At 64.9% G+C, this 24,150-nt stretch carries 26 protein-coding genes and 1 pseudogene; 9 read left to right on the top strand and 18 right to left on the bottom strand.

The annotated features are described in order from the left end of the window. Window positions 1-16: 16 nt before the first annotated feature. Window positions 17-1,765 (bottom strand): outer membrane beta-barrel protein, encoded by a 1,749-nt coding sequence (locus SO156_RS15850; protein WP_498535437.1) that lies wholly within the window; start codon window positions 1,763-1,765, stop codon window positions 17-19. Window positions 1,766-2,062: 297 nt separating this feature from the next. Between SO156_RS15850 and SO156_RS15845 the strand changes: the two genes are divergently transcribed. Beyond that, window positions 2,063-3,070, top strand: coding sequence for a KpsF/GutQ family sugar-phosphate isomerase (locus tag SO156_RS15845; RefSeq protein ID WP_498535436.1), 1,008 nt, complete (start codon window positions 2,063-2,065; stop codon window positions 3,068-3,070). 168 nt (window positions 3,071-3,238) lie between these two features. On the opposite strand, the gene SO156_RS15840 is transcribed toward SO156_RS15845, so the two are convergent. Beyond that, complete coding sequence (locus SO156_RS15840; RefSeq protein WP_498535435.1) at window positions 3,239-3,793, bottom strand: carboxymuconolactone decarboxylase family protein; 555 nt, start codon at window positions 3,791-3,793, stop codon at window positions 3,239-3,241. 72 nt (window positions 3,794-3,865) lie between these two features. Between SO156_RS15840 and SO156_RS15835 the strand changes: the two genes are divergently transcribed. Continuing rightward, complete coding sequence (locus SO156_RS15835) at window positions 3,866-4,192, top strand: winged helix-turn-helix transcriptional regulator (RefSeq protein WP_498535434.1); 327 nt, start codon at window positions 3,866-3,868, stop codon at window positions 4,190-4,192. A 166-nt stretch (window positions 4,193-4,358) separates the two neighbouring features. On the opposite strand, the gene SO156_RS15830 is transcribed toward SO156_RS15835, so the two are convergent. The 4 genes from SO156_RS15830 to hemH form a co-directional block, all read right to left on the bottom strand. Next, the gene (locus SO156_RS15830; protein WP_458150870.1) at window positions 4,359-4,802 is read right to left on the bottom strand and encodes an NfeD family protein; all 444 of its coding nucleotides are present in this window, start codon (window positions 4,800-4,802) and stop codon (window positions 4,359-4,361) included. Between the two features lie 20 nt (window positions 4,803-4,822). After that, window positions 4,823-5,821 (bottom strand): SPFH domain-containing protein, encoded by a 999-nt coding sequence (locus tag SO156_RS15825; protein WP_498535433.1) that lies wholly within the window; start codon window positions 5,819-5,821, stop codon window positions 4,823-4,825. Between the two features lie 293 nt (window positions 5,822-6,114). Further along, complete coding sequence (locus SO156_RS15820) at window positions 6,115-7,095, bottom strand: ABC transporter substrate-binding protein (RefSeq protein ID WP_458150872.1); 981 nt, start codon at window positions 7,093-7,095, stop codon at window positions 6,115-6,117. Between the two features lie 10 nt (window positions 7,096-7,105). Next, on the bottom strand, window positions 7,106-8,143 hold the full coding sequence (gene hemH / locus SO156_RS15815) for a ferrochelatase (RefSeq protein ID WP_498535432.1): 1,038 nt from the start codon (window positions 8,141-8,143) through the stop codon (window positions 7,106-7,108). Between the two features lie 168 nt (window positions 8,144-8,311). Between hemH and SO156_RS15810 the strand changes: the two genes are divergently transcribed. Next, window positions 8,312-8,710, top strand: a complete 399-nt coding sequence (locus SO156_RS15810) for an MAPEG family protein (RefSeq protein ID WP_458150874.1) — start codon at window positions 8,312-8,314, stop codon at window positions 8,708-8,710. Window positions 8,711-8,728: 18 nt separating this feature from the next. Here the strand turns inward: SO156_RS15810 and SO156_RS15805 are convergent, their stop codons facing one another. From SO156_RS15805 to SO156_RS15795, 3 genes are read right to left on the bottom strand one after another with little or no spacing between them, the layout of a single operon-like run. Next, the gene (locus tag SO156_RS15805) at window positions 8,729-9,880 is read right to left on the bottom strand and encodes a nickel/cobalt transporter (RefSeq protein WP_498535431.1); all 1,152 of its coding nucleotides are present in this window, start codon (window positions 9,878-9,880) and stop codon (window positions 8,729-8,731) included. Next, on the bottom strand, window positions 9,871-10,509 hold the full coding sequence (locus SO156_RS15800) for a DUF1007 family protein (protein ID WP_458150876.1): 639 nt from the start codon (window positions 10,507-10,509) through the stop codon (window positions 9,871-9,873). The genes SO156_RS15805 and SO156_RS15800 overlap by 10 nt, the downstream gene beginning before the upstream one ends. Then, entirely contained in the window at window positions 10,509-12,599 is a 2,091-nt protein-coding gene (locus SO156_RS15795) for a M3 family metallopeptidase (RefSeq protein ID WP_498535430.1), read from the bottom strand. The genes SO156_RS15800 and SO156_RS15795 overlap by 1 nt, the downstream gene beginning before the upstream one ends. A gap of 134 nt (window positions 12,600-12,733) precedes the next feature. On the opposite strand from SO156_RS15795, the gene SO156_RS15790 reads away from it, so the two are divergent. From SO156_RS15790 to SO156_RS15765, 6 genes are all read left to right on the top strand, one after another. Next, entirely contained in the window at window positions 12,734-12,988 is a 255-nt protein-coding gene (locus SO156_RS15790) for a hypothetical protein (RefSeq protein ID WP_458150878.1), read from the top strand. A gap of 660 nt (window positions 12,989-13,648) precedes the next feature. Continuing rightward, window positions 13,649-14,791, top strand: coding sequence for a type III PLP-dependent enzyme (locus SO156_RS15785; RefSeq protein ID WP_458150879.1), 1,143 nt, complete (start codon window positions 13,649-13,651; stop codon window positions 14,789-14,791). A gap of 128 nt (window positions 14,792-14,919) precedes the next feature. Beyond that, the gene (locus SO156_RS15780; RefSeq protein WP_498535429.1) at window positions 14,920-15,504 is read left to right on the top strand and encodes a GNAT family N-acetyltransferase; all 585 of its coding nucleotides are present in this window, start codon (window positions 14,920-14,922) and stop codon (window positions 15,502-15,504) included. A 14-nt stretch (window positions 15,505-15,518) separates the two neighbouring features. Then, window positions 15,519-15,689, top strand: a complete 171-nt coding sequence (locus SO156_RS15775; RefSeq protein ID WP_458150881.1) for a hypothetical protein — start codon at window positions 15,519-15,521, stop codon at window positions 15,687-15,689. Window positions 15,690-15,777: 88 nt separating this feature from the next. Further along, complete coding sequence (locus SO156_RS15770; RefSeq protein WP_498535428.1) at window positions 15,778-16,167, top strand: RidA family protein; 390 nt, start codon at window positions 15,778-15,780, stop codon at window positions 16,165-16,167. A gap of 48 nt (window positions 16,168-16,215) precedes the next feature. Beyond that, the gene (locus SO156_RS15765) at window positions 16,216-17,658 is read left to right on the top strand and encodes a homospermidine synthase (protein ID WP_458150883.1); all 1,443 of its coding nucleotides are present in this window, start codon (window positions 16,216-16,218) and stop codon (window positions 17,656-17,658) included. 230 nt (window positions 17,659-17,888) lie between these two features. Here the strand turns inward: SO156_RS15765 and SO156_RS15760 are convergent, their stop codons facing one another. The 9 genes and pseudogenes from SO156_RS15760 to SO156_RS15720 all read right to left on the bottom strand — a co-directional run. Then, window positions 17,889-18,236 carry a hypothetical protein gene (locus SO156_RS15760; protein WP_498535427.1) on the bottom strand — a complete coding sequence of 116 codons (348 nt, stop codon included), beginning with the start codon at window positions 18,234-18,236 and terminating at the stop codon, window positions 17,889-17,891. 92 nt (window positions 18,237-18,328) lie between these two features. Then, window positions 18,329-19,045 carry an MgtC/SapB family protein gene (locus tag SO156_RS15755; protein WP_498535426.1) on the bottom strand — a complete coding sequence of 239 codons (717 nt, stop codon included), beginning with the start codon at window positions 19,043-19,045 and terminating at the stop codon, window positions 18,329-18,331. A gap of 19 nt (window positions 19,046-19,064) precedes the next feature. Continuing rightward, window positions 19,065-20,084 (bottom strand): WD40 repeat domain-containing protein, encoded by a 1,020-nt coding sequence (locus tag SO156_RS15750; RefSeq protein ID WP_498535474.1) that lies wholly within the window; start codon window positions 20,082-20,084, stop codon window positions 19,065-19,067. After that, window positions 20,084-21,136, bottom strand: a complete 1,053-nt coding sequence (locus SO156_RS15745) for a CobW family GTP-binding protein (protein WP_458150887.1) — start codon at window positions 21,134-21,136, stop codon at window positions 20,084-20,086. The genes SO156_RS15750 and SO156_RS15745 overlap by 1 nt, the downstream gene beginning before the upstream one ends. Before the next feature lie 54 nt (window positions 21,137-21,190). Further along, window positions 21,191-22,060 carry a metal ABC transporter solute-binding protein, Zn/Mn family gene (locus tag SO156_RS15740; RefSeq protein ID WP_498535425.1) on the bottom strand — a complete coding sequence of 290 codons (870 nt, stop codon included), beginning with the start codon at window positions 22,058-22,060 and terminating at the stop codon, window positions 21,191-21,193. A gap of 6 nt (window positions 22,061-22,066) precedes the next feature. After that, the gene (locus SO156_RS15735; protein ID WP_458151118.1) at window positions 22,067-22,933 is read right to left on the bottom strand and encodes a metal ABC transporter permease; all 867 of its coding nucleotides are present in this window, start codon (window positions 22,931-22,933) and stop codon (window positions 22,067-22,069) included. Between the two features lie 6 nt (window positions 22,934-22,939). Next, window positions 22,940-23,695 carry a metal ABC transporter ATP-binding protein gene (locus tag SO156_RS15730; RefSeq protein WP_498535424.1) on the bottom strand — a complete coding sequence of 252 codons (756 nt, stop codon included), beginning with the start codon at window positions 23,693-23,695 and terminating at the stop codon, window positions 22,940-22,942. Between the two features lie 2 nt (window positions 23,696-23,697). Beyond that, on the bottom strand, window positions 23,698-23,922 hold the full coding sequence (locus SO156_RS15725) for a hypothetical protein (RefSeq protein ID WP_458151120.1): 225 nt from the start codon (window positions 23,920-23,922) through the stop codon (window positions 23,698-23,700). A 64-nt stretch (window positions 23,923-23,986) separates the two neighbouring features. Then, a pseudogene (locus SO156_RS15720) lies at window positions 23,987-24,094 on the bottom strand (permease); the annotation flags it as partial. Between the last annotated feature and the right edge of the window lie 56 nt (window positions 24,095-24,150).

Below are 24,150 nucleotides of genomic sequence, written 5' to 3'. Positions count from 1 at the left end.
GCGTGATGCACCGCCCTCAATTCTGCAACCTCACCCCCAGCATCACCACCGTCGCCTGTGAACTCGCACCCACAACGTTCGAATCCAGGATGTCGTGGCGCAGGCTGCCTTTGATCCAGAGGTTGCGGTTGAGCTTGTAGATGATGTCGCCTTCGATCGAGTAGGTCTTGTCGTTGCGGTTCTGACCCTGATAGTCGAGCGTGCCGTAGGTGAACTTGCCGATGCCGGTGAGCCAGCGGCGGAAGTCGTGGTCGGCTTCGGCGGTGTAGGTGCGCACCAGGACGCCGGAGGCGCCGGGGAGCGTGGTCTCGGCGAGCTGCGTGTCGGTGAAGAATTTGACCGTGGTGAGTCCGCTGGCGTTCCAGATCAGCGAGCCCGTGGTCAGGAAGCCGCTGAGCTGGCTGAGCCGCGGGTCGACATAGTTGCGCGCGGCGTAGCCGATCGAGATTTCACCGGTGAGGATGCGCGAGAACTCGAAGGACGTGCCGACCTTGGCGTAGCCGCCGTTTGAATCGCGGAAATAGCCGTTGCGGTCGGCGGCCTGATCGTGCACCCGGGTATCGCCCTCAATCTCCAGGAACGGCTTCAGGCCCGGCTTGAGGTCGTAGGAGAAGCGGCCGATGCCGCCATACTGGTTGAAGTCGCGGTCGTCGTTGCTGGAAACCGTGCCGTCGGTGAGTTTCGAGTTGGTGTAGGCCGTGCGATCGACCGTGGCGCCGGCCGCGACTTCGAAACGGTTCAAGGTCTGGTCGACGCCGAGCGTCGTGCCATAGGTGGCGTAGATCGGATATTTCTGAAGTCCGGTCTGGATGTTCGGGCTGCCGGGATTGTCGGTGGCAAGCCGCAGGCGAAGCTCCGAGGTCAGCTTCAGATCGCGATCGACGTCGATGCGGCCGTCGATGTGGCCGGTGAAATCCGGGCGATCGATCTCCACGGGCGCAGGCGAGGCGACGCTGTCGATCGTCGCAGGCAACTGGTTGCCATAGCCGGTGAAGGATCCGCGCAGATCCGCGACCAGTGCGTGGCGCTCCCAGTCGGACATCACGACGAGCTCGGGCGCCACGACATAGAGCGGCGAGCCGATCGGCTTGTTGAGGCGCGCCGGGTTGGTGTCATAGCCGCCCGAGAGCTCGAGCGCGCCCTTGATCAGAAAGCTGCCGGCGTAGTCGCCGACGGGACCAAAGGGATCGTCGTCGAGCTTGAGGCGCCGGCGCAGCGGCTGGCCGGACACGGTGCCGGCCATCGCCGCCGGCACCGGCGTCTTGTTGGCAGTCTCCGATGGCGGCGGCGCGATGCGTGGCTGGCCGATGCCGGGTGCGGACGTCGCGGTCGGGGCCGGGGTGCCGGGGCCGGGCGCGCGCTTCGGCTTCGGCTGTCCGGGATAGAGCTTGGGCTGCTGGCGCTTGCGATTGAGCGAGTCATAGCCCGAGCTCGAAGCGCCGTTGGCGGCAGGCAGGCCATAGGTCGGAACCTGACCGACGCGCGAGGGCGCCGGTGTATCCTTGCTCTTGCGCGGATCGGCGCTGGGATCGGGCAGCGCCGGCAAGGCGTCCGATGGCGGCTGCGCGAACGTCGCCGTGGCCGTGCGGCGCGTGGGCAGCGTGTCCGGCGAGACGAAGCCGCCGCGGTTCGGATTGAAGAGGTCGGGCGTAAGACTCTGGGCGGCTGCGGGCGCGCTCTCCAGCACGGTCAGCGCAAGGCATGGCAAGACGGCGCGCAGGACGTGCGCGCGTTTGCTCCGGCCCCTGCCTGGAGGCGACTCCACGATGGAAAAAACTCCAACGAATTCAGACACTTTCGCGATGGCTTCCGCGGGAGACGCGGGAACCATCGTTAACGGAGTTAAAACAATTATGGTTAATGAGCCGTTGAGGGCGGACGATCAGGCTGTCGTTTCTTCGAAACGCTATCCCGCTCTATCTCCTTGTTTGAGCATGATCTTTCCGGAAAACCGGCCTCTATTTTTCCGGATCATGCTCCCGCGTCGCCTCCCCGCCGCGGCCGTGCTAAGCAGGCGGCCACGGGCAAACAGGGTTTGCCGATCTCTTCCCTGGATCAAAATATGCCGAGCTCGAAACCGCTGATGACCCCATCATCCGGCCCCGCCTCCCCCGACATCGAATCCGCGCTGCGCACGCTGGAGACGGAGAGCGGCGGCATCGGCGCGCTCGCCACCGCGCTGAAGGGGCCGCTCGGGACGAGCTTCACGGCGGCGATCGACAAAATCCGCAACGCCAAGGGGCGCGTCGTCGTCACCGGGCTCGGCAAATCCGGCCACATGGCGCGCAAGATCGCAGCGACCCTGGCCTCGACCGGCACGCCTGCCTTCTTCGTCCACGCCGCCGAAGCCGGCCATGGCGACCTCGGCATGATTACGCCCGACGACGTCATCATGGCGCTGTCCTGGTCCGGCGAGCAGCCGGAGATGAAGAACCTTGTGAATTATTCGGCGCGCTTTGCGATACCCATGATCGCGGTGACCTCGAACGCAGGCTCTGCGCTCGGACAAGCCGCCGATATCGTGATCGAGCTGCCCAAGGCACGCGAGGCCTGCCCGCACAATCTTGCGCCGACCACCTCGACCCTGATGCAGGCCGCAATCGGCGATGCCATCGCGATCGCGCTGCTCGAAGGCCGCGGCTTCACTGCGCTGGAGTTCGCGCATTTCCACCCCGGGGGAAAACTCGGCGCGATGCTGAAATTCGTCCGCGACTACATGCGCACCGGCGCGGAGATTCCGGTCAAGCCGATCGGCACGAAGATGTCGGAGGCAGTCGTCGAGATGTCGGCCAAGGGGCTCGGCTGCGTCTGCATCGTGAGCGACACGGGCGAGATCGCCGGCATCATCACCGACGGCGATTTGCGCCGCCACATGCGGCCGGATCTGCTGACCGCGACGGTCGACGACATCATGACCATGCAGCCGAAGACCGTCCCTCCCTCCATGCTCGCGACCGAGATGCTGGAGGTGCTCAACACGCGCAAGATCACGACGCTGATCGTGACCGAAGCGAACAAGGTCGTCGGCATCGTGCATCTGCACGATCTCTTGCGTGCAGGCGTGGCTTAAACGTTTCCCCGTCATCCCGGGGGATCGCAAAGCGATGAGCCCGGGATCCATTCATCCGCATCACCCGTTGCGAAGGATTCCGGGCTCGCGCCAGGAGGCGCGCCCCGGAATGACACTGAGGGTGTAGCGCGCGCTGTCTCTCCTCTCCGTCATTGCAATGACGGATGGTTAGACCGCCGGAAACCGCGCCGCCTTCTCCTCCAGCGGCAGTCTCAGTCCATTCGCCAGATACGACACCGTGCGATAGACCCCGCACAGCATGATCATCTCCAAAATCTGTGCATTGTCGTAGTGCGCTGCGAGCGCTGCGAACTCCGCGTCATCGAGCGTGGCGCGATGATGCAAGGCATCGACGGCCGCGATCAGCGCCTGCTCGGCCGCAGACCAGCACGCTGACGTCGCATCACCCTTGGCAGTGGCGCGGATCTGTTCATCCGTGAGACCTGCAGCTCCGGCGAAGATCGCGATATGCACACCCCATTCATACTCGCATGTGTTCAACGCGCAGGTGCGGTCGATGACGATCTCCCGCGCGCGCAACGACAGCGGTCCCGGGTCCAGGAGACTGCTGGCGCGGAACTTGTCCCAGGCGCGGTTGTGTCCCGCCATCACCCGGAACAGCATCAAGGGCGGCGCGCCGCGCATGATGCGGTTGAACTGCTCATCGATCTCGGGCGGATAAGGTGGATCCAGCGGCGCGATGCGCGACGTCACCTGTGACATGGCCGATCTCTCCGCTACAATAATCGTAGCAACTGACGCTACACTATCTGTAGCAGCGCGCAAGGGGGCGATATGGCGAGGCAGATCGGGCAACGCAGCGTACGCGGCTCGCGCACGGGCCGCCCGATCATGGCCCTGCTGGACCTCTTGGGAAAACGCTGGAGCCTGCGGATCCTGTGGGAATTGCTCGGCGCCCCCCTCACCTCCCGGGCGCTGCGGAGCGCCTGCGACGAGGCATCCCCCACGGTGCTGCAAGCGCGGCTGACGGAATTGCGCGAGGCGGGCTTTGTGGAGCTTGGGGATGCCGGCGGCTACAGCCTGACGCCGCAGGGACGGGAATTATGCGAGACCTTCATGCCGCTGCACCGATTTGCGGAGCGGTGGCGGCGGGAAGGCTGAGCGTGGATTGCTCCCTCTCCCCGTTCTTACGGGGAGAGGGTCGGGGTGAGGGGCTGCTTCCGCGAAAAAGGTGAGAGCTGGACTCGCTGAGAGTCCCCCTCACCCGGAATTCAAGCTGGGCTTGAATTCCGACCTCTCCCCGCAAGCGGGGCGAGGTAAAGGGTCGTCACGCCGCGGCCACGGTCAGGTTGGCGCCGTCCACCTGCACCACCTTCACCCGCGTACCGGCCGGCGTATCGGGGCCGGCGACGCGCCAGACGGTGTCGCCGATGCGTACGGTGCCGCTTCCGTCGATGATCGGCTTCTCAAGCGTGAACTCGCGGCCCAGAAGCGCCTCAGTCCGCCTGTTCAGATGCGGGCTCGCGCTCGTGTCGATCCTGCCGCGCGCCAGGCGCCGCCACAGCGGCACGGCGGCGGCGGCGAACAGCGCGAACATCACGAGCTGCGCCTGCCAGGCGGGATGGGCAACGAACGAGACCAGCCCAACCAGGAGCGATGCGAGCCCGAGCCAGAACAGGAACACGCCCGGCGCGAACACCTCCAGCGCCATCAGGATGAAGCCAAAGATAAGCCAGTTCCACGTGCCGAGGGTGACGAACATATCGGTCATGACACGACCTCTGGGTTACCTCATTGTTGCGGCGGCACGGCCGGCGGCGGGTTGCCGGCCGACGGCACCGAGCCACGACGGGCGGCGGCGGTCGCGGAGGCCGCGCTTTCGCCGAACGTCGCCTTTGCGATCTCGCCGATGCCGGCGAGCGAACCGAGCAGGCTCACGGCTTCCATCGGCAGCATGATGATCTTCTGGTTTGGCGCCTCCGCAAACTGTCCGAACGCCTTTATATATTTGTCGGCGATGAAATAGTTCAACGAGGCGACGTCGCCCTTGGCAATCGCATCCGACACCATCTGCGTTGCCTTGGCCTCGGCCTCCGCAAGGCGCTCGCGCGCTTCGGCGTCGCGGAATGCCGCTTCCCGACGGCCTTCGGCCTGAAGGATCTGGCCCTGCTTGGCGCCCTCGGCCCGCAGGATCTCGGACTGCCGCTGGCCTTCGGCGGCCAGGATGTCGGCGCGCTTGACGCGCTCGGCCTTCATCTGCCGGCCCATCGCCTCGACGAGATCGGCCGGCGGCACGATGTCCTTGATCTCGATGCGGTTGACCTTGACGCCCCAGGGCGAGACCGCGGCGTCGACGACGCGCAGCAGGCGCTCGTTGATCTCGTCGCGATGCGACAGCACCTGGTCGAGATCCATCGAGCCCATCACCGAGCGGATGTTGGTCATCGTCAGCACGGTGATCGCGTTGTTCAGGTTAGCCACCTCATAGCTCGCTTTCGCAGCATCAAACACCTGGTAGAAGGCGACGCCGTCCACGCTCACCGTCGCGTTGTCCTTGGTGATCACCTCCTGCTCGGGAATGTCGATCACCTGCTCCATCATGTTCATCTTGCGGCCGACGCGGTCGAAATAGGGCACGATCAGGTTGAGTCCCGGCGACAGTGTCTGGGTGTATTTGCCGAACCGCTCGATGGTCCAGTCGTAGCCCTGCGGCACCGTTTTCACGCCGGCAAGCAGCGTGACGATGACGAGAAACACCAGTGCAATTGCAAAAATATCGAAACCGCTCATAGCTCCTCCAAGGCGGGAAAGGCGTTTCCCGCGCCGTTCATTGGTCGGATTCCCGTCCCGACCGGTTCAGCGGCACACTTTACGTCGGCCTGTGACGATCATTTCACAAGACGCACGAAGCCGGAACGATGGCCATTAAGTATTGGTGGGAAGGCTCTTGAAACGCCGTGGCGCTCACCTACAGCATGATCCGGAAAAGTGTGAAGCGGTTTTCCGAAAAGATGACGCTCAAACAACAACCTAAAGCGCGATGACGATTCATTCGAATGTCATCGCGCTTTAGGTCGCGCGCCTCATTCGATGACCTCGTCGGCGACCGCAAGCAGCGCCGGCGGGATGGTGACGCCGAGCGTTCGTGCGGTCCGCAAGTTGACCGCAAGCTCGAACTTGGTGGGATTTTGCACCGGAAGATCGGCAGGACTTGCGCCCTTCAGGATGCGGTCGATATAGGCCGCGGCGCGCCGCACCTGCTCGGCGCTGTCGGTGCTGTACGACATCAGGCCGCCCTCATCGACGAAGGTCCGGCTCCAATAGACCGCAGGGAGGCGTGCTTCGGCGACCGCCGCCTGGAGGCGCGCGCGATTCGCCAGCGTGAAGAAATCAGGCAGAACGAGCAGGCCTTCGCCCCGGCGGGCTGCGAGCGCCGCGATCGAGACGTCGTCATGGACCGGCGCCGGTTCGGCCGACACGCCGAGCGCGCTTGCCCCCTGTTCGATCGCGTGCAGCATGAGGTCGGCGAAAGGCGCCGTGGCAGGATTGTAGACCACAGCGATGCGGGAGACCTTCGGCGTGATCTGCGTCAGCATCTCCAGCCATTTGCCGGCCATCGGCCCGTCGTAGTCGGTGAAGCCGGTGATGTTGCCGCCCGGATGCGAAAGGGCTTTGACAAAACCCTGGCCGACGGGATCCGTGACGATGGCGAACACGATCGGCGTTGCCGCGGCGCGCTTGCGCAACTCCTCAACCGACGGCGTGCCTATGGCGAGCAGGATGTCGGGATTGAGCGCAACCAACTCGCCGGCCTGCCGCGCGATCAGCGTCCGATCGCCGCCGCCACTGCGCCAGTCGATCAGCAGATTGTCCTGTTCCTTCCAGCCGAGCGCTGCGAGCGCGTCGACCAGGATCGTCGGGCGCATCTGCGCGATGGCGTCATCGGCCGCCGTCACCGTGAGCACGCCGAGCCGGCGCATCGCGGCCGGGGCCGGCTGCGCGACCGCCGGCAGCGGCAGCAAGACGCCGCCGCCGAGAAGTACCAGAACCTCGCGCCGCTTCATGGGGCGTCCCTCAGATCCAGCCCTGCAGCTCGCGCAGCACCAGGGTGCGGATCACGTCCATGCCGGGCTCGCTGTCGTTGAGGCAGGGAATCGCGGCAAACGCCTCGCCTCCATTGTGCCTGAAGATTTCGGCATTCTCCTGTGCGATCTCCTCCAGGGTCTCGAGGCAGTCGGCGGCAAAACCCGGCGTCACCACTGCGATGCGGCGCACGCCTTCCTGCGCCAGGCGCTTCATGGTCGCATCCGTATAGGGTTGGAGCCATTCCTCATTGCCAAAGCGCGATTGGAAGGTGAGCAGAAGCTTCGACGAGTCGAGCCCCAGCCGCCGGCGCAGCGCCTCGGTGGTTGCCACGCAGTGGCCCCGATAGGGATCGCCCTTCTCGACATAGGATATCGGCATGCCGTGGAAGGAGGCAACGATCAGCTCCGGCGTGAACGGCAGGTTCGCCAGGCTCGCCTCGATCGAGACCGCGAGCGCCTCGATATAGGCCTCGTCCTCGTAGTAGGGCGGCGTCACCCGCAGCGTCGGCTGGGCGCGCAGGCGGGCGAGCACGCGAAACACCTCGTCGCAGACGGTCGCCGAGGTCGAGGCCGAATATTGCGGATAGAGCGGCACCGCCAGGATCCGGTCACAGCCTTGCGCGATCAGCGCATCGATTCCGGACTTGATCGATGGATTGCCGTAGCGCATCGCCCAGTCCACCACGACATGCGCGCGGTCGGCGAGGGCGGCGGCGAGCTTGTCGGCCTGCGAGCGCGTGATGGTCTTGAGCGGCGACTCGTTCTTCTCTGTGTTCCAGATCTTCTGGTAGTCGAGCGCCTTGGTGCGCGGGCGCTTTCGCAGGATGATGGCGTTCAGCACGAACTGCCAGACTAGGCCCTGGTCCTCGATGACGCGGGGATCGCTCAGGAATTCCTTGAGGTAGACGCGCACGCCCGGAGCATCCGCGGTGTCGGGGGTCCCGAGATTGACGAGCAGCACGCCGGCACGCGAGGCGGCCGGAGCCGTGGTGGCCTTCGATGTGTCGATCGGGAGAACGCGCGTCATGGCCCAACGGGTTCGCGCGTTGGGCCGAACTTGTCAAGATTGGGCCGACTTCGCTAGGGTTTCGACCCGAGCGCGGTGGGTTTCCATCGCGCTCGACCTTTGGTGGAGCATGGTCTTCACGGAAAACCGGTGCCCACTTTTCCGGGCCATGCGCAGGGGGAAGGAACCATGACGCTCGCGGAATGGTGCGTATTTGGAGCGCTGCTGCTCTATCTTGCGACGATCGCCTCGATCAAATGGATCAGGTTCGGTCGTTTCGATAATTCGAAGCCGCGCGACCCGGCCTTCTATGAGGATGCCATCTCGCAGCGCGCGCTGGGCGCGCACCAGAACGGCATCGAGACCTTCCCGTTCTTCGCGATTGCCGTGCTGCTCGCCGAATTCCGCGATTCCCCGCAGCGCCTGGTCGACGAGCTCGCCGTGCTCTTCCTGATCGTGCGGATCGCCTACGTCTTCACCTATCTCGGCAACCGTCCGACGCTGCGCTCCATTCTCTGGAGCATCGGCTTTGCAATCAACGTCGCGATCTTCTTCATGCCCGCCTTGAAGCAGTTTCTGCCGGTGTGAGGGCTACGCGAATTCACCTCAAAAACACGTCGTGCGTTCGGCGGCGAGGTAGCCGAACAGCAGGCCAGTGCCGAACAGGAGCACGAGGCCCGCAGCGCCGAATTCGATGCCGCGCATGAACAGTGCGCCGCCGCCGTCGCGGCCTGCGCTCAGCCGCCGGGCGACGTCCTTGGCGGAGACGGCGATGACCGCGATGGTCGCAACCGTAATCGCGGTGCCGAGCCCCATCAGGAGGGTCGCCGCGATGCCGGCCCAGAACAGGCCCTGAGCGAGCGCGAACACCAGCACCAGGATCGCGCCCGAGCAGGGGCGGATGCCGACGGTGAGGATTGCCGCGAGACCACGCCGCCAGCCGCCGGGGCCGGCAAGCTCGCCCGGCGTGGGTCCATGGGAGTGGCCGCAATGCTCGTCATGGACATGGTCGTGGGCATGGGTATGCGCGTGGCCATGGCCGTGGTGGTGATGGTCGTGGTGATTGTGACCATGATCATGCTCGTCATGGTGATGGTGATCGTGGCCGTCATCGTCGTGGCCGTCATCGTGGCCGTGATCGTGGTGATGCGGCACGCCGGCGATCGCGGGCACCGGCTGGGAGGCCTGCAGCGCGCGGATGAAGGCGCTGCCCTTGACCCAGACGAGGCGCAGCCCGAACGCCGCGATCAGGGCGTAGCTGGCGATCTCGATCACCTTCTCGGCGCTGCACATGGTCCTGGCCGTCGCATTCAGCGCCCAGGCCGCGATGCCGACGATGAGGACTGCGACAAGCGACTGCATCAGCGCCGAGGCAAAGGACAACACGATGCCGCGCCGGGCCGTTTCCTGGTTGGCGACGAGGTAGGACGAGATCACCGCCTTGCCGTGGCCGGGACCAGCGGCATGGAAGATGCCGTAGGCAAAGGAGATCGCGAGCAGCGTCCACACCGCCGAGCCGTCGGATTTCGCGGCGCGGATGGTCGCCGACATCTCGCGATAAAATTCCGATTGCTTCGCCAGCAGCCAGCCGATGATGCCGCTGGCTTCCGGGTCGGGTGCAGGGCGCGGGCCGCCGAAGGGGTTTTGCGCGAAGAGATCGTGAAGCGCAGCATCGACGGCCCAGACGGTGACAAGAACGGCCGCGCCGGTGCCGAGCGCGCGTGCAAGCGGAGAACGAAGGAAAGAGGTCACGGGCAATCCACGGTGATCTTGTTGGCGAACATCATTCCGAAGTTGGAGTTCTCGCCGTCCACGAACGTCTGCTCGTTGAGCTTCTGGGCGCTCGCGGTGCCGTCATTCGGCCGCTCCAGCTTCATCTGGCAGCCCGCCGGCGCCCCGACCAGCTTGACCGGGTTGTCCTTGGCCATCTGGAAGTCGATGAAGAAGGAGCGGTCGAACACCTCCAGCATGAGCTGCTTCGGCTTCAGCGGCGTCCTCAGCGGCAGCGTGAAATGCAGGGTCAGCACGGTGTCCTTGTAGTCGAGGAAATAGTCGACCGGCTCATTGAAGCGCTCCTTCTTGCCGTCGGCCTTGGCGAAGGTGAAGTAGGCATATTCCTTCAGCGACTCGACGTTGGTCTGGGCAAGAGGAGCCAGCTCCTCGCGCGTGTAGCTGCCCTTGGTCTTGCCCTCTAGCCCCTGGGTCGCATAGGCCGAGAACATGTCGTCAAACGTCCAGGCGTGGCGGACGCCGGTGATCGAGCCGTCAGGCGCGTAGATCAGCTCGCTGGTCGCGGTGATCCAGACATGCGGATGGGCCTCAGCTACGCCCGCCGCAAGCGACAGGCCGGCGGCGAGCAGCCATCCCAACAGGGCGCGCATGCCCATCAGGCCGCCTCCGCGGCGTCGAGCAGGCCGCGGCGGCGCAAGAGCGCATCCGGCTCCGGCGGGCGGCCGCGGAAGGCCTCGTAGGCGGCTTCCGGATCGACCGATCCGCCTGTGGAGTAGATGTCGTCGTGCAGGCGCTTTGCCACCGCCGGATCGAAGATGTTGCCGGCCTCCTCGAAGGCACCGAAGGCGTCGGCATCCATCACCTCCGACCACATGTAGCTGTAATAGCCGGCGGCATAGTGGTCGCCGGAGAAGATGTGGCCAAATTGCGTGGGCCGATGCCGCATCGCGATCTCCCCGGGCATGCCGATCTTCTCGAGCTCTTGTCTCTCGAAGGCCCGCACGTCCTGCGCGGCCGCGGCCGGCTGGGTGTGGAATTCGAGATCGACGAGGGCCGAGGAGACGAATTCAACGGTGGCAAAGCCCTGGTTGAACTTGCGCGCTGCGAGGAAGCGCTGGAGCAGGTCGTCGGGGAGCGGCTCACCGGTCTGGTAGTGACGGGCAAATTGTTGCAGCACCTCGGGCCGCTCCTGCCAGTGCTCATAGAGCTGGGAGGGCAGCTCGACGAAATCGGTGAACACCGAGGTGCCCGACAGCGACGGATAGGTCACGTTGGAGAGCATGCCGTGCAGGCCGTGGCCGAACTCGTGGAAAAGCGTGCGGGCATCGTCGGGCGACAGCAGCGAGGGCTCCCCGCCGGCGCCCTTGGCGAAGTTGCAGACATTGATGACCAGCGGCGCGGTCTCGCCGTCGAGCTTCTGCTGGTCGCGCAGCGAGGTCATCCAGGCGCCGGAGCGCTTTGACGGCCGGGCATAGTAGTCGCCGTAGAACAGCGCCTTGTGCTTGCCGTCCCGGTCCTTCACCTCCCAGACCCGCACGTCCGGATGCCAGGCCGGGACATCCTTGCGCTCCTCGAAGGTGATACCGAACAGCCGCGTGGCACAGTCGAAGGCCGCCGCGATCATGTGGTCGAGCGTCAAATATGGCTTGATCGCGGCGTCGTCGAAATTGGCGCGCTGGAGGCGCAGCTTTTCGGCGTAGTAGCGCCAGTCCCAGGGCGCGAGCTGGAAATTGCCGCCTTCCGTCGTGATCAGCGTCTGCATTTCGTCGCGGTCGGCGAGTGCGCGCGCCCGCGCGGGCTTCCAGACCCGCTCCAGGAGGCCTCGCACCGCATCCGGCGTCTTGGCCATCGAATCCTCGAGCCGGTAGGCGGCGAAGGTCGGATAGCCCAGGAGATTGGCGCTCTCCTCGCGCAGCTTCAGGATCTCGACGATGGTCTCTTTATTGTCGTTGGTGTTGCCATTGTCGCCCCGCGCGGTGAAGGCCTTGTAGACCTTCTCGCGCAGGTCACGCCTCGCCGAGCCCTTCAGGAACGGCTCGACCGAGGAGCGCGACAGGGTGACGATGGCCTTGCCGGCCATGCCGCGATCTTCTGCCGCAGCCTTGGCGGCCGCAACGAAGCTCTCCGGCAGGCCCTGGCGGTCGTCCTCGCCGAGCTCCATGAACCACTCCTGCTCGTCACCGAGCAGATGATGGCTGAAGGTGGTGCCGAGCTGGGCGAGCCTCTCGTTGATCTCGGCCATCCGCGCCTTGGCCTCCTCGGTGAGTCCGGCGCCGGCGCGGTGGAAGCGGGTGTAGGTACGCTCGAGCAGGCGGAGCTGCTCAGGAGTGAGCTTCAGCGTGGCGCGGTTCTCGTGGAGCTGGGCAATGCGGCCAAACAGCACCGCGTTCATCATGATCGGATTCCAGTGCCGCGCCATCCGCAAGGAAACATCCTTGTCGATCTCCAGGATCGCCGGATTCGAGTGCGCGGAGACGAGGTCGTAGAACACGGCCGAGACCTTGTTGAGCAGCTTGCCGGCGCGCTCCAGCGCCGTGATGGTGTTGGCGAAGTCGGGCGCCGCCGGATCATGGACGATCGCCGCGATCTCGGCGGAGTGATCGGCGAAGGCCTGCTCGAAAGCCGGGAGGAAGTGCTCCGGGCTGATCTCATCGAACGGTGGGGTTGCGAACGGCGTCACCCAGGCCTTCAGGAGCGGGTTCGTCTCGGCCGGCGCGGCGCCGGTATTCTCGAGGGGTTCTGACATGACCTGTCCCGTTTTTTGAGCTGGTTTGTTGCCGCCAGCTATAGCACGCGATGGGGCTTTTTTGCGCCATTTGGCCTTGCTCCGGACCGCCTTTTCGGGGAGATTGCGGCCCTCAACGTCCACGGATCTAGCTCATGAACGCCCCTGCCTCCTCCTCCCGCCAGATCGTCTGGCCGAGCGTCATCACCGTCATCAGCGCCGCCATCCTGATCGGCGCCGAGGTGTTCGGCGCGGCGTTCGCCGGTGGCTGGGCGCTCGCGATACTGTTCGGGCTCGACGACACCGGCGCGCACATCGTGCAGGCCGTGCTGTTCGCACTCGGCGTGTTCGTCATGACCGCGTTCATCCGCGCTGCTCAACGCGTCGAGCCGTTCACGAAGCGCACGTGAGGCGACGCGCGCGGGCAAGAGGCGTGCACAAGCTCGCACAAACTTAACAGCCGTTCATCTTCAGCGTCGCTCGCGCAGCACAGCGCAAGCAGTCGTTAGGCAATTCTGCTCTCAGCCTAAAAAATTTCTTGCGAACCAGAGTCAAAACGCTTATGTGCGTTCTTGCCCAATTTCGCACGTGCCTGTGGTCGTGTGTCAGTCGGTAGGTATCCGGACAAGAGGCCGGACAGCCGCCAAGGGGTGAAGAAGCCGAGGGGCTCTTCGGAAGTGCAGAAGTCGGAAGACTGAAGCAAACCCGGAGCGTCCAGCATCTCTCTCAAAGAGATGCCTAGTCGAAGGTGACTTTGCCCTTTGCAACCGTGACTGGCAGCCGGAGGCGAACCGGCGCACCTCGTTCTCAACGGGGGACGCGACTTAAAGCAACGACGGAGCGGGCTTTTTTGGTCTCTACCGGCATTCCAACGCCGGCGCGGGCTACTGAAAAGGCTTGTCCTTCATTGCCAGGTGAGCGGGCGGGAAAATTCCCAACCAATCCACGGCAGCACAATTCGGTCTCGGGTTCTCGGCCCTGTCGCGTCTCCATCGTGCGGCAGCGCCAAAGCACCCCTGTCCGAGAACATTTTGAACGGGCTCCGTCGCTGGGGCCGTTTGGAGGGTGCTATGACCGATCGCATCAGGGAATTTCTGCGCAACCGCCGCACTGAAGGTCTCGATACCGAGCCGTGCCTCGTCGTCGACCTCGAGGTCGTGCGCGACAATTACCAGAGCTTTGCCAAGGCGCTGCCCGACAGCCGCGTGTTCTATGCGGTCAAGGCGAACCCGGCGCCGGAAGTGCTGGCGCTGCTCGCCTCCATGGGCTCCTGCTTCGACACCGCAACAGTCGCCGAGATCGAGATGGCGCTGGCTGCAGGCGCGACGCCCGACCGCATCTCCTTCGGCAACACGATCAAGAAGGAGCGCGACATCGCGCGCGCCTTCGCGCTCGGCATTCGGCTGTTCGCGGTCGATTGCGCCGCCGAGGTCGAGAAGGTCGCTCGTGCCGCCCCGGCTGCGAAGGTGTTCTGCCGCATCCTCTATGACTGCGCCGGCGCCGAGTGGCCGCTGTCGCGCAAGTTCGGCTGCGACCCGGAGATGGCGGTCGAGGTGCTCGACCTCGCCAAGCGTCTGGGCCTGGAGCCTTGCGGGATCTCCTTCCATGTCGGCTCGCAGCAGCGCAAGGTGAAGGCGTGGGACCGTGCGCTGGCAATGGCCTCGCAGGTGTTCCGCGACTGCGCCGAGCGCGGCATCAACCTCTCGATGGTGAACATGGGCGGGGGCTTCCCGACCAAGTACCTGAAGGACGTGCCGCCGGTCGTCACCTACGGGCGATCGATCTTCCGCGCGCTGCGCAAGCATTTCGGCAACCAGATTCCCGAGACCATCATCGAGCCGGGCCGCGGCATGGTGGGCAACGCTGGCGTGATCGAGTCCGAGGTCGTGCTCATCTCGAAGAAGAGCGACGAGGATGAGGTGCGCTGGGTCTACCTGGACATCGGCAAGTTCGGCGGTCTCGCCGAGACCATGGACGAGTCGATACGCTACGCCATCCGCACCCCGCATGACGGGGCGGACATGACGCCGTGCGTGCTCGCAGGCCCGACCTGCGACTCCGCCGATGTCCTGTACGAGAAGAGCCCGTATCCGCTCCCGGTGACGCTCGAGATCGGCGACAAGGTGCTGATCGAAGGGACCGGTGCTTATACGTCGACCTACTCGTCGGTTGCGTTCAACGGCATCCCGCCGCTCCGCACCTACCACATCTGATCCGCCTCGCCTTCGAGGCCTGACGAACCCGGGAGCCGGCCCGCCGGCTCCCTCCCTGACATTTCTCGATTTCTGACGACGCTTGGCTGCGGACGCATGTCCGCAAGGCAAGCGAGGACTGACGTGTCATGACTGCTCTTCGGAAGCCACAGGTCGCCCTCACCTCGAAAGCCGCTCCGTTCGCGATCCGTGCGGAGCGTGCTGCCGACGTTGCGATGCGTGAAGCGCTGCTCGATGCCTGCTTTGGCGAAAACCGCCATGGCAGGACCTGCCAGCGCCTGCGCGACGGACGTGCACCTGCCGCAGGCCTTGCCCTGTCGGCGTTGCGCGAGGGGAAGCTCGTGGGAACCGTGCGGTTGTGGCACGTCAGCGCCGGAGGCAGGCCCGCTCTGGTCCTCGGACCGCTGGCGGTCGACCCTGCCTGCCGCGAGCTCGGGATCGGCGCCGCGCTGATGCAACAAGCGCTGACCGCCGCCCGGGCGCGCGGGCATGCCGCCGTGATCCTGCTCGGCGACGCGCCCTACTATGCCCGCTTCGGCTTCTCGGCCGAGAAGACCGGCGCGCTCTCGCTGCCCGGACCGTTCGAGCGCGAGCGCCTGCTCGCCCTCGAATTCCAGGCGGGCGCACTGGACGACGCAGCCGGGATGATCATCCCGACCGGCGCCGTGCAGCCCAAACGGCGGGCAGCCCGTCTGCACGCGCACGCGGCCTAAAGGGGACGTCCATCATGGCGAAGACCCCGGCCGCATCCAGCGGCGATGCCCGCTCGTGCCTGCGCAGCCTGATCACGTCAGTGCTGTTCGTCCTGATTGCGATCATGATCGTCAGGGACATTCTGGTGCGGCGGTGGAGCGGCTCACCGCCGCCATCGCAAGACGTTACTCAGCAGTTCCGCTGAACTCTTTTCACCGCCTTCTCGGGGGTTGCGCAGGGCCCCGAAAGGCCCTTTAACCCCGCGAAACGCCCCTTCAATCGAGGTCGAACAGATGTCCCGTCGCCTGATTTCCACCGGCTCGCCGTTCGAGAAGACCGCCGGCTACAGCCGCGCCGTGATCGACGGTGACTTCGCCTTCGTCGCGGGAACCACCGGTTATGACTACACGACGATGTCGATGCCATCGGATGTCACGAGCCAGTCACGTAACTGCTTCAAGACCATCGAGGCCGCCCTGAAGGAGGGTGGATTCGAGATGGCCGACATCGTCCGCGCGACCTACTACCTCACCGATGCCAAGGACGCAGACGCACACTTCGTGGTCTGCGGCGAAGTCCTCGGCGAGATCCGCCCGGCCGCCACGCTTCTCGTCGTCTCAGCGCTCTACAAGCCCGAGATGAAGGTCGAAATCGAAGTCACCGCCAAGCGCCGCGGCGCCTGATCCACCCCTCAACATTTGTCCGCCAGCACGTTCCGGAGAAACCATCCCATGAGCCCCGCCTCGCAGATCTACGCGAAGATCACCGGTCCCATCGTCATGGTCGGCTTCGGCTCCATCGGCAAAGGCACGTTGCCGATGATCGAGCGCCATCTCGATTACGACAAGTCGCGCGTCACCGTGATCGACCCCAAGGACGAGGGCCGCAAGGCGCATTGCGAGAAGCAGAACGTGCGCTTCATCCAGAAGGCCGTGACCAAGGACAATTATCGCGAATTGCTGACCCCGCTACTCACCGAAGGCGGCGGCCAGGGCTTTTGCGTCAATCTCTCGGTCGATACCGGCTCGACCGACATCATGGAGCTCTGCAACGAGCTTGGCGCGCTCTATATCGACACCGTCAACGAACCCTGGCTCGGCTTCTATTTCGATGCTTCGAAGGGCCCGGAAGCGCGCTCCAACTACGCCCTTCGCGAGGTGACGCTGGCCGCCAAGAAGGCGCGCCCCGCGGGCTCGACGACGGCTGTCTCGTGCTGCGGCGCCAATCCGGGCATGGTCTCCTTCTTCGTCAAGCAGGCGCTCCTCAATGTCGCCGCCGACCTGAAGCTCAATGCCCCCAAGCCGAAGACCAAGGCCGAATGGGCGGACCTGATGCGGCAAGCCGGCATCAAGGGCATCCACATCGCCGAACGCGATACCCAGCGCTCCAAGAAGCCGAAAGAGCCTGATGTCTTCGTCAACACCTGGTCGGTGGAAGGTTTCCTCTCGGAAGGCGTGCAGCCGTCCGAGCTCGGTTGGGGCACCCATGAAAAATGGATGCCCGAAAATGCGCGTACCCACGAAGCTGGCTGCGGCGCTGCCATCTATCTGATGCAGCCCGGTGCCAACACGCGCGTGCGCACCTGGTGCCCGACCCGAGGCGCGCAGTATGGCTTCCTCGTCACCCACAACGAATCGATCTCGATCTCCGATTACTTCACGGTACGTGACGCATCGGGCACGGCGATCTATCGGCCGACCTGCCACTATGCCTATCATCCGGCTGACGATGCCGTGCTGTCGCTGCACGAAATGTTCGGCCGCGCCGCGAAGATGCAGGAAAAGCACCACATTCTCGATGAGAACGAGATCGTCGATGGCATCGACGAACTCGGCGTGCTGCTGTTCGGCCATGACAACAATGCCTACTGGTACGGCTCGCAGCTCTCCATCGAAGAGACCCGCAAGCTCGCGCCCTATCAGAACGCCACCGGCCTGCAAGTGACCTCCGCCGTGCTCGGCGGCATGGTGTGGGCGCTGGAAAACCCGAACAAAGGCATCGTCGAAGCCGACGAAATGGATTTCGATCGTCTGCTGGAAATCCAGATGCCGTATCTCGGCCCGGTGAAGGGCTTCTACACCGACTGGACGCCGCTGACGGATCGCCCGGGGCTGTTCCCGGAAGATATCGATACGAGCGATCCCTGGCAGTTCCGGAACATCCTGGTGCGCTGAGGCGCCAGCGTGATGCCCTCGCCAAGGCGGGGCATCAAAAATGTCGAAAACAACCCCATGCAAAGTAGCTGGTACGGCCGGCATGGGGCGCTCCACCCGACGCACGCCGTCATGCCCTCGCGCAAGCGGGGTATCCAGTACGCCGCGCTTCTCCGTATTCGTCGCTGCCTCTGGAATACTGGGTCATCCGCCTTCGCGGGTGACGACACCGGAGGTGGGGAAGCCGCCTCCTACTTCTCCTTGAGCGGCGGCTCCTTCATCGGCGGGGCGATCTTCTCGGCTGGCGCTTGTGGCAGCACCGGCCTCGCCGCGCCTTGCGTCTGTGGATCCGGCCGTGCGGGCTCGGGCGCCGGGGTGGTGGGACGGTCGCCGCCGGGCTTTGATTCCGCAGGCGTCTTGCTCTGATCGTCCGGCACCGGCGTGCCTTGCAGCGGCTGCGTGGCTTGAGCCATGTGCTGCCGGCTCTCGGCCCGGATCTGCGCCAACGACAGGCCGGAGATCAGGACGCCCGCCCCGAACAGGAGGCAGGCGATCAGCAGATCGCGTTGAAATCTGAGCTTGTCCTGCTTACCGGCCATGACGCTACCCGCGAATTCATCCGCGGTATCAACGAAATCGCCCGACCGCAGTTCCGCGTGATGGCCTTCAGGAACCCGCGAGAATGCCGCGCTCAGTCGGTCGTGCTGACTTCCCAGGTGGCGTGGCGCACGCCCGTCTGACGCTGGAGCTCGACCGCGACGGCGTTCAACTCATTCGGATCGACCGCGGTCGCAATAAGCTCGGCGACGATCTCTAGCATATCGTCGCCGATCTCGACGACGTTGACGTCGGCCACCGGATAGTTTGCGTTTTCGAGCTTCTCGACCAGGCGGTCGCGGATGTCGGGCAGGACCTCGGTCGTCACCGCGACCTTGAAATAATAGGTCGCCTCCGAGGCCTTCTCGTTCAGCGGGATGCGGTTGATCGCGTTCACCAGGGGGCGCAGCAGTGTGTTGCCGGCGATGATGAACACCGTGAGTGCGACAGCCTGTACGACCATGTCGGCACCGGCACAGGAGCCGACGGCGGCCGACGCCCACAGGGTTGCCGCGGTGTTGAGTCCGCGCACGTCCATGCCCTGCTTCATGATGACGCCGGCGCCGAGGAAGCCGATGCCGGAGACGACGTAGGAGATCACGCGGACCGCGCCGTCGGCGCCGGTCAGATGCATGGCGAGATCGACGAACGCGGCGGCGCCGACCGCGACCAGCACGTTGGTGCGAAGGCCCGCGGTGCGCTGGCGATATTGCCGCTCGGCGCCGATCAGCGTTCCGAGCACGAAAGCCGTGACCAGGCTGATCAGCGTGTCGAGGAAGTCAGCAAGCTGGAAGGTCGTCAGAAACCGCATTGGCCGGCCGGAATGGGAATCAGAGCTCGAGGAGCCCTCCATCGCCGGTCTCGTCGGCAAATGCAAGCAGCGTCCCCTTGGCGTTCCAGGCCAGCCCCGCGACCGGCGCGGTGCCGTTGCGGCGGACCAGGATCTCGGCGCCGTCCTCCAGCCGCACCATCAGCACGGTGCCGTCGCTATAGCCGGCGGCGAAGATGTCGTTCTTCGGATGGCAGGCGACCACCGACACACGCGCCTGCAAGGGCGCGAGCATCGCGGGCTCCTTGCCCATCGGGCCGTCCTTGCTGGCGAACGGCCACAGGATCACGGTGTCGGCGCCAGAGGTCGCGAGCGCCTTGCCGCCCGCGCTCCAGGACATCGAGCGGACGCGGCCGGGATAGCCGGTCATGCGCATGTGCTTGTTGTCGGCGAGCCGCCAGCCATGCAGCGCCGGCTCGTGCATCGCGGTGACCAGAAACTTGTTGTCCGGGCTGAAAGTGACGGCGAGATGCGAACCGGCCCAGGGCAGGAATTCGGCGCTCCCCGCCATGTTCGGAAACCACAGCGTCGCGCCGTTGTAATGCGCGATCGCAAGCCGCAGGCCCTTCGGCGCAAACGCAAGGCCGCCGACGGTCGAGGGCACCTCGATCGATTTCTCCTCTAGCTTGCCGCTCTTGACGAAGGCAAGCTTGCCGGCCGACCAGGCGAAGGCGCCATCGGGATGCAGCGCCACCGCATCGATCCAGCGCCGCTTGGGATCGGTCGCGAGCAGCGCCACCTCGCCCTTGGCGTCGAGCGAGACGACCTTGCCGTCGTCTCCGCCCATCACGAGGCGCTTGCCGTCGCTCGCAGTCGAAAGAATGCCGCCGCTATGGACAGCAATTTTGCTGACCTCACCATTCGCAGTGGCGAGCGCAACGTTCTCCTCGCCGGCGACGAAGGCGGCGTGGGACCCAAGGAAATGCACCGAGGTCACGGTCATGCCGAGCGCGACCGGCTTGACGCGGTCGGTGACGGAGACGATCGAGGGTGAATCGGGAGCTGGCGTAAACTCTTTCATCACGAGACGATGCAGCTCTCAAAACCTTCGCGGATGGCCTGTTCAGGCAGCTCGCGACCGATGAAGACGAGACGGCTCTCGCGCGGCTCGCCCTCCTTCCACTTCCGCTGGTGATTGCCCTCCAGCATCATGTGGACGCCCTGGAAGACGTAGCGGTCGTCATCATTGTGGAAGGCGAGGATGCCCTTGGAGCGAAGGATCTTCTGGCCCTCCACCTGCACGAGGTTCTGGAGCCAGGGCATGAACACGTTGGGATCGAGCGGCTTGTCGGTCTTGAGCGACAGCGACTGCATCTCCTCGTCGTGATAGTGCTTCAGGCCGTGGCCGTGATCATGGTGGTGATGATGGTCATGACCGTGATGGTGGTGATGATCGTGGTCGTGGTCATGATCATCGGCCTCCAGGAAGTCCGGCTCGATGTCGAGGATGCGATCGAGGTCGAACGCGCCGCGGTCGAGCACGTCGGCCAATGCCACGGAGCAACGCTCGGTGCGGTGCAGCTTCGCATAGGGATTGATGCCGCGGATGCGGGCCTCGACCTCGGCAAGCTCGGGCTTGGAGACGAGGTCAGTCTTGTTCAGCACGATGACGTCGGCAAACGCGATCTGGTTCTTGGCCTCGGGCGCATCCTTCAGCCGGTCGGAGAGCCATTTGGCATCGGCAACCGTCACGACCGCGTCAAGCCGCGCATTCTTCTGCACGTCCTCGTCGACGAAGAAGGTCTGGGCGACGGGCGCAGGGTCCGCAAGCCCCGTGGTCTCGACGATGATGGCGTCGAACTTGCCCTTGCGCTTCATCAGACCGTCCATGATGCGCACGAGATCGCCGCGCACGGTGCAGCAGATGCAGCCATTATTCATCTCGAACACTTCCTCATCGGCGCCGATGATGAGGTCGTTGTCGATCCCGATCTCGCCGAATTCGTTGACGATGACGGCGTATTTCTTGCCGTGGTTTTCCGACAAGATGCGGTTCAAAAGCGTGGTCTTGCCGGCCCCGAGATAGCCGGTCAGCACGGTCACGGGAATCTTCTGCGGGGTCACTTCAGACATAACTACTCCGACATCGGGCTTATTCGCGCGACGCGAGGCGGGGTGGCCCCTGCCCTAGTGGTCAAGCGCGCTGGTCAGGGCCTTTATATTGTGCCTGACCATGTCAATGTAAGTGGGGGCAGACCCCTTTTCGGCCGTCAAACCGTCCGAAATCAGGGTCCCGCCGACCTTTGAGCCGGTCTCGGCCGCGATCCGCCGGATCAGCCGGTCGTCGCTGATATTCTCCAGGAAGACAGCCGGGATTTTTTGCGTCCGGATCTGGCCGATGATGGCGGCGATATCGCGGGCGCTCGGCTCGGTTTCGGTGGAGACCCCGAGCGGTGCGATGAACTGGATGCCGTATTCGGCGGCGAAATAGCCGAAGGCATCGTGGGTCGAGATCACCTTGCGCCGCTCCGGCGGGATTTTTGCAATCGCCTCGCGCACCTCTCGGTCGAGCGTTTCGAGCTTTTCCAGATAGGCCTTGGCCTGGTCGCGGAAGAATTCGGCATCGTCAGGTGCGGCCGCGGCCAGCGCGTCCGCGATGTTGGTTACGTACGCTTTCGCGTTGGGAATCGACTGCCAGGCATGTGGATCGGATTCCGAGCCGAGCTTGAGCGGCGCGATGCCGGCGCTCGCGATCACGACGGTTGCCTTGCTGCCTGCGGACTGCACCAGCCGCGGCAGCCAGCCCTCCAGGCCCAGGCCGTTGACGATGACGAGCCTTGCGTCCGCGATCCGCTTCGCGTCCCCGGGCGCCGGTGTGTAGACATGGACGTCGCTGTCGGGACCGACCAGCGTGGTGAGGTTGACGCGATCGCCGCCGACGTTGCGGATGAAATCGGCGAGGATCGAGAAGCTCGCGACCACGTTGAGCCGTTCCGCCGCTTGAAGCGGCGAGGCGATCAGCAAGGACGCAAGGACGAGGAGCAGGAGGCGGCGCATCGCAGATCAGGCCTCCAGATGCCGGCCGGGAAACATCTGCCGGACCAGCCCGCCGACGCTGCCAAACAGCACCGAGACGACGTAGAACGCGGTTGCCACCAGGATGATCGCCGGCCCCGAGGGAATCCGTGTCTGGAACGACAGCACGAGCCCGGCATAGCCCGACACCGCAGCGGCGATGACGGCGATAGAGATCATCGCAGTGAGGTCGCGCGACCAGAACCGGGCGATGCCCGCGGGCATGATCATCAGGCCGACCGCAAGCAGGGTGCCGAGCGCCTGAAAGCCGTTAACGAGGTTGATGACGACGAGGGCGAGGAAGGCGAGATGCGCGGGTCCCCCGGCGCGGCTGACGGTGCGTAGAAACAAGGGATCGACGCTTTCGATCACCAGCGGACGGTAGATCACCGCGAGCACCAGAAGCGTGATCGTGGCGTTGAAGGCGACCACCAGCAGCGTCTGGTCGTCCATGGCGAGGATGTTGCCGAACAGCACGTGCAACAGGTCGATATTGGTGCCCTTGATCGAGACGATGGTGACGCCAAGCGCGAGCGAAGCCAGATAAAAGGTCGCGAGCGAGGCGTCCTCCTTCAGGCCGGTCGAACGCGCAACGACACCGGCGAGGATGGCGACCGCAAAGCCCGCGATCAGGCCGCCGGCGGTCATCGCGAACAAATTGAGGCCGGAAAACAGGAAGCCGATCGCGGCGCCGGGGAGGATCGCATGCGCCATGGCATCGCCGACGAGGCTCATCCGCCGCAGCATCAGGAACACGCCGATCGGCGCACCCGCAAGCGACAGCGCGATCACGGCGGCGAGCGCGCGCCGCATGAACTCGAATTCGGTGAAGGGGCCGATCAGCGCGTCATACATCGTGCATCATGCCGCCTGCGAGCGTTCGTCATCGTCGGCGCAGGCCGCCGCGCTGTCGTCGAACGCTTCGCACATCCGCATCGCCACCATGAGATTTTCCGCCGTCAGCACCTCGGCGGTCGCACCCCATGCTACCGGACCACGCGCGAGCAGCAGCGTTTGCGGGAAATGACTGCGAACCATTTCCATGTCGTGGAGCGCGGCGAGCACGGTGCGGCCCTCGCCATGCCAGCGCGTCACCAGCGCGAGCAGATCGGCCGTTGTCTTGCTGTCGATGGCGTTGAAGGGCTCATCCAGCACGATCAGGCGCGCATCCTGGAGCAGCACGCGCGCGAACAGCACGCGCTGCATCTGCCCGCCGGAAAGCGTGCCGATCGGACGATTCTCGAAGCCGTTCAGCCCGACGGCCGCGATCGCGCCCAGGATCTTCTCGCGCGCGGCCTTGCCGATGCCACCGAACAGCCCGATCCCACGCCACAGGCCGGTGCCGACGAAATCGAACACCGAGATCGGGAAGCTGCGGTCGATATCGGCGGTCTGCGGCAGATAGGCGATATCGCGCTGATCGAGCCCACCGAGATGGATGCTGCCTGCGAGCGGCTTGAGGATGCCCACGATACCGCGCAGCAGCGTCGACTTGCCAGCGCCGTTCGGTCCGATCACCGCGACCAGCGCCCCAGGCGCGACCTCGCCCTTGAGGTGGTGCACCGCCGGATGCCGGTCATAGCCAAGGGTGACGTTGTGGAAACCGAGCGCCGCCATGGTCACCTCATCGCCAAAAAGACCATGCCCCAGAGCACCGCGCAGACGGCGAGCGCCGCCGCGAGACGGCCCGCCAGGGTCATGCGCAGGATCGACCAGGGCGCGGCCTGGGCCGGATGCGGCGCCAGGGGATCGTGGACATGGGCGTGCGTATGGTCGTGCCCATGCGCATGCGCGTGGTCGTGGGAATGGTCATGATGCTGGGCGTGGGACGCGGCGGGAACCATCCGGGAACGTTATATTATAACATTACCCCTGTCCACGCCCCCTCGCCGGCATTCCGGGGCGGCCGACCGCCCGGCCATAGCCGATCAGGATCCAGCTCACGACCATGGCGATGGTGGCGCCGAAATCGGCGCCGACCGCAAGCAGCGCGCTTGCCACCGGACAGGCAGCAAAAAAAGGCAGCCGCGTGAGGCGGCCGCCTTTTTTGATTTTGTCATTCCGGGGCGGCT

This window comes from Bradyrhizobium sp. UFLA05-125 (genome assembly GCF_059803515.1).
Note: the sequence above shows the minus strand (reverse complement) of the source record. Positions and strands in the feature narration are given on the sequence as shown.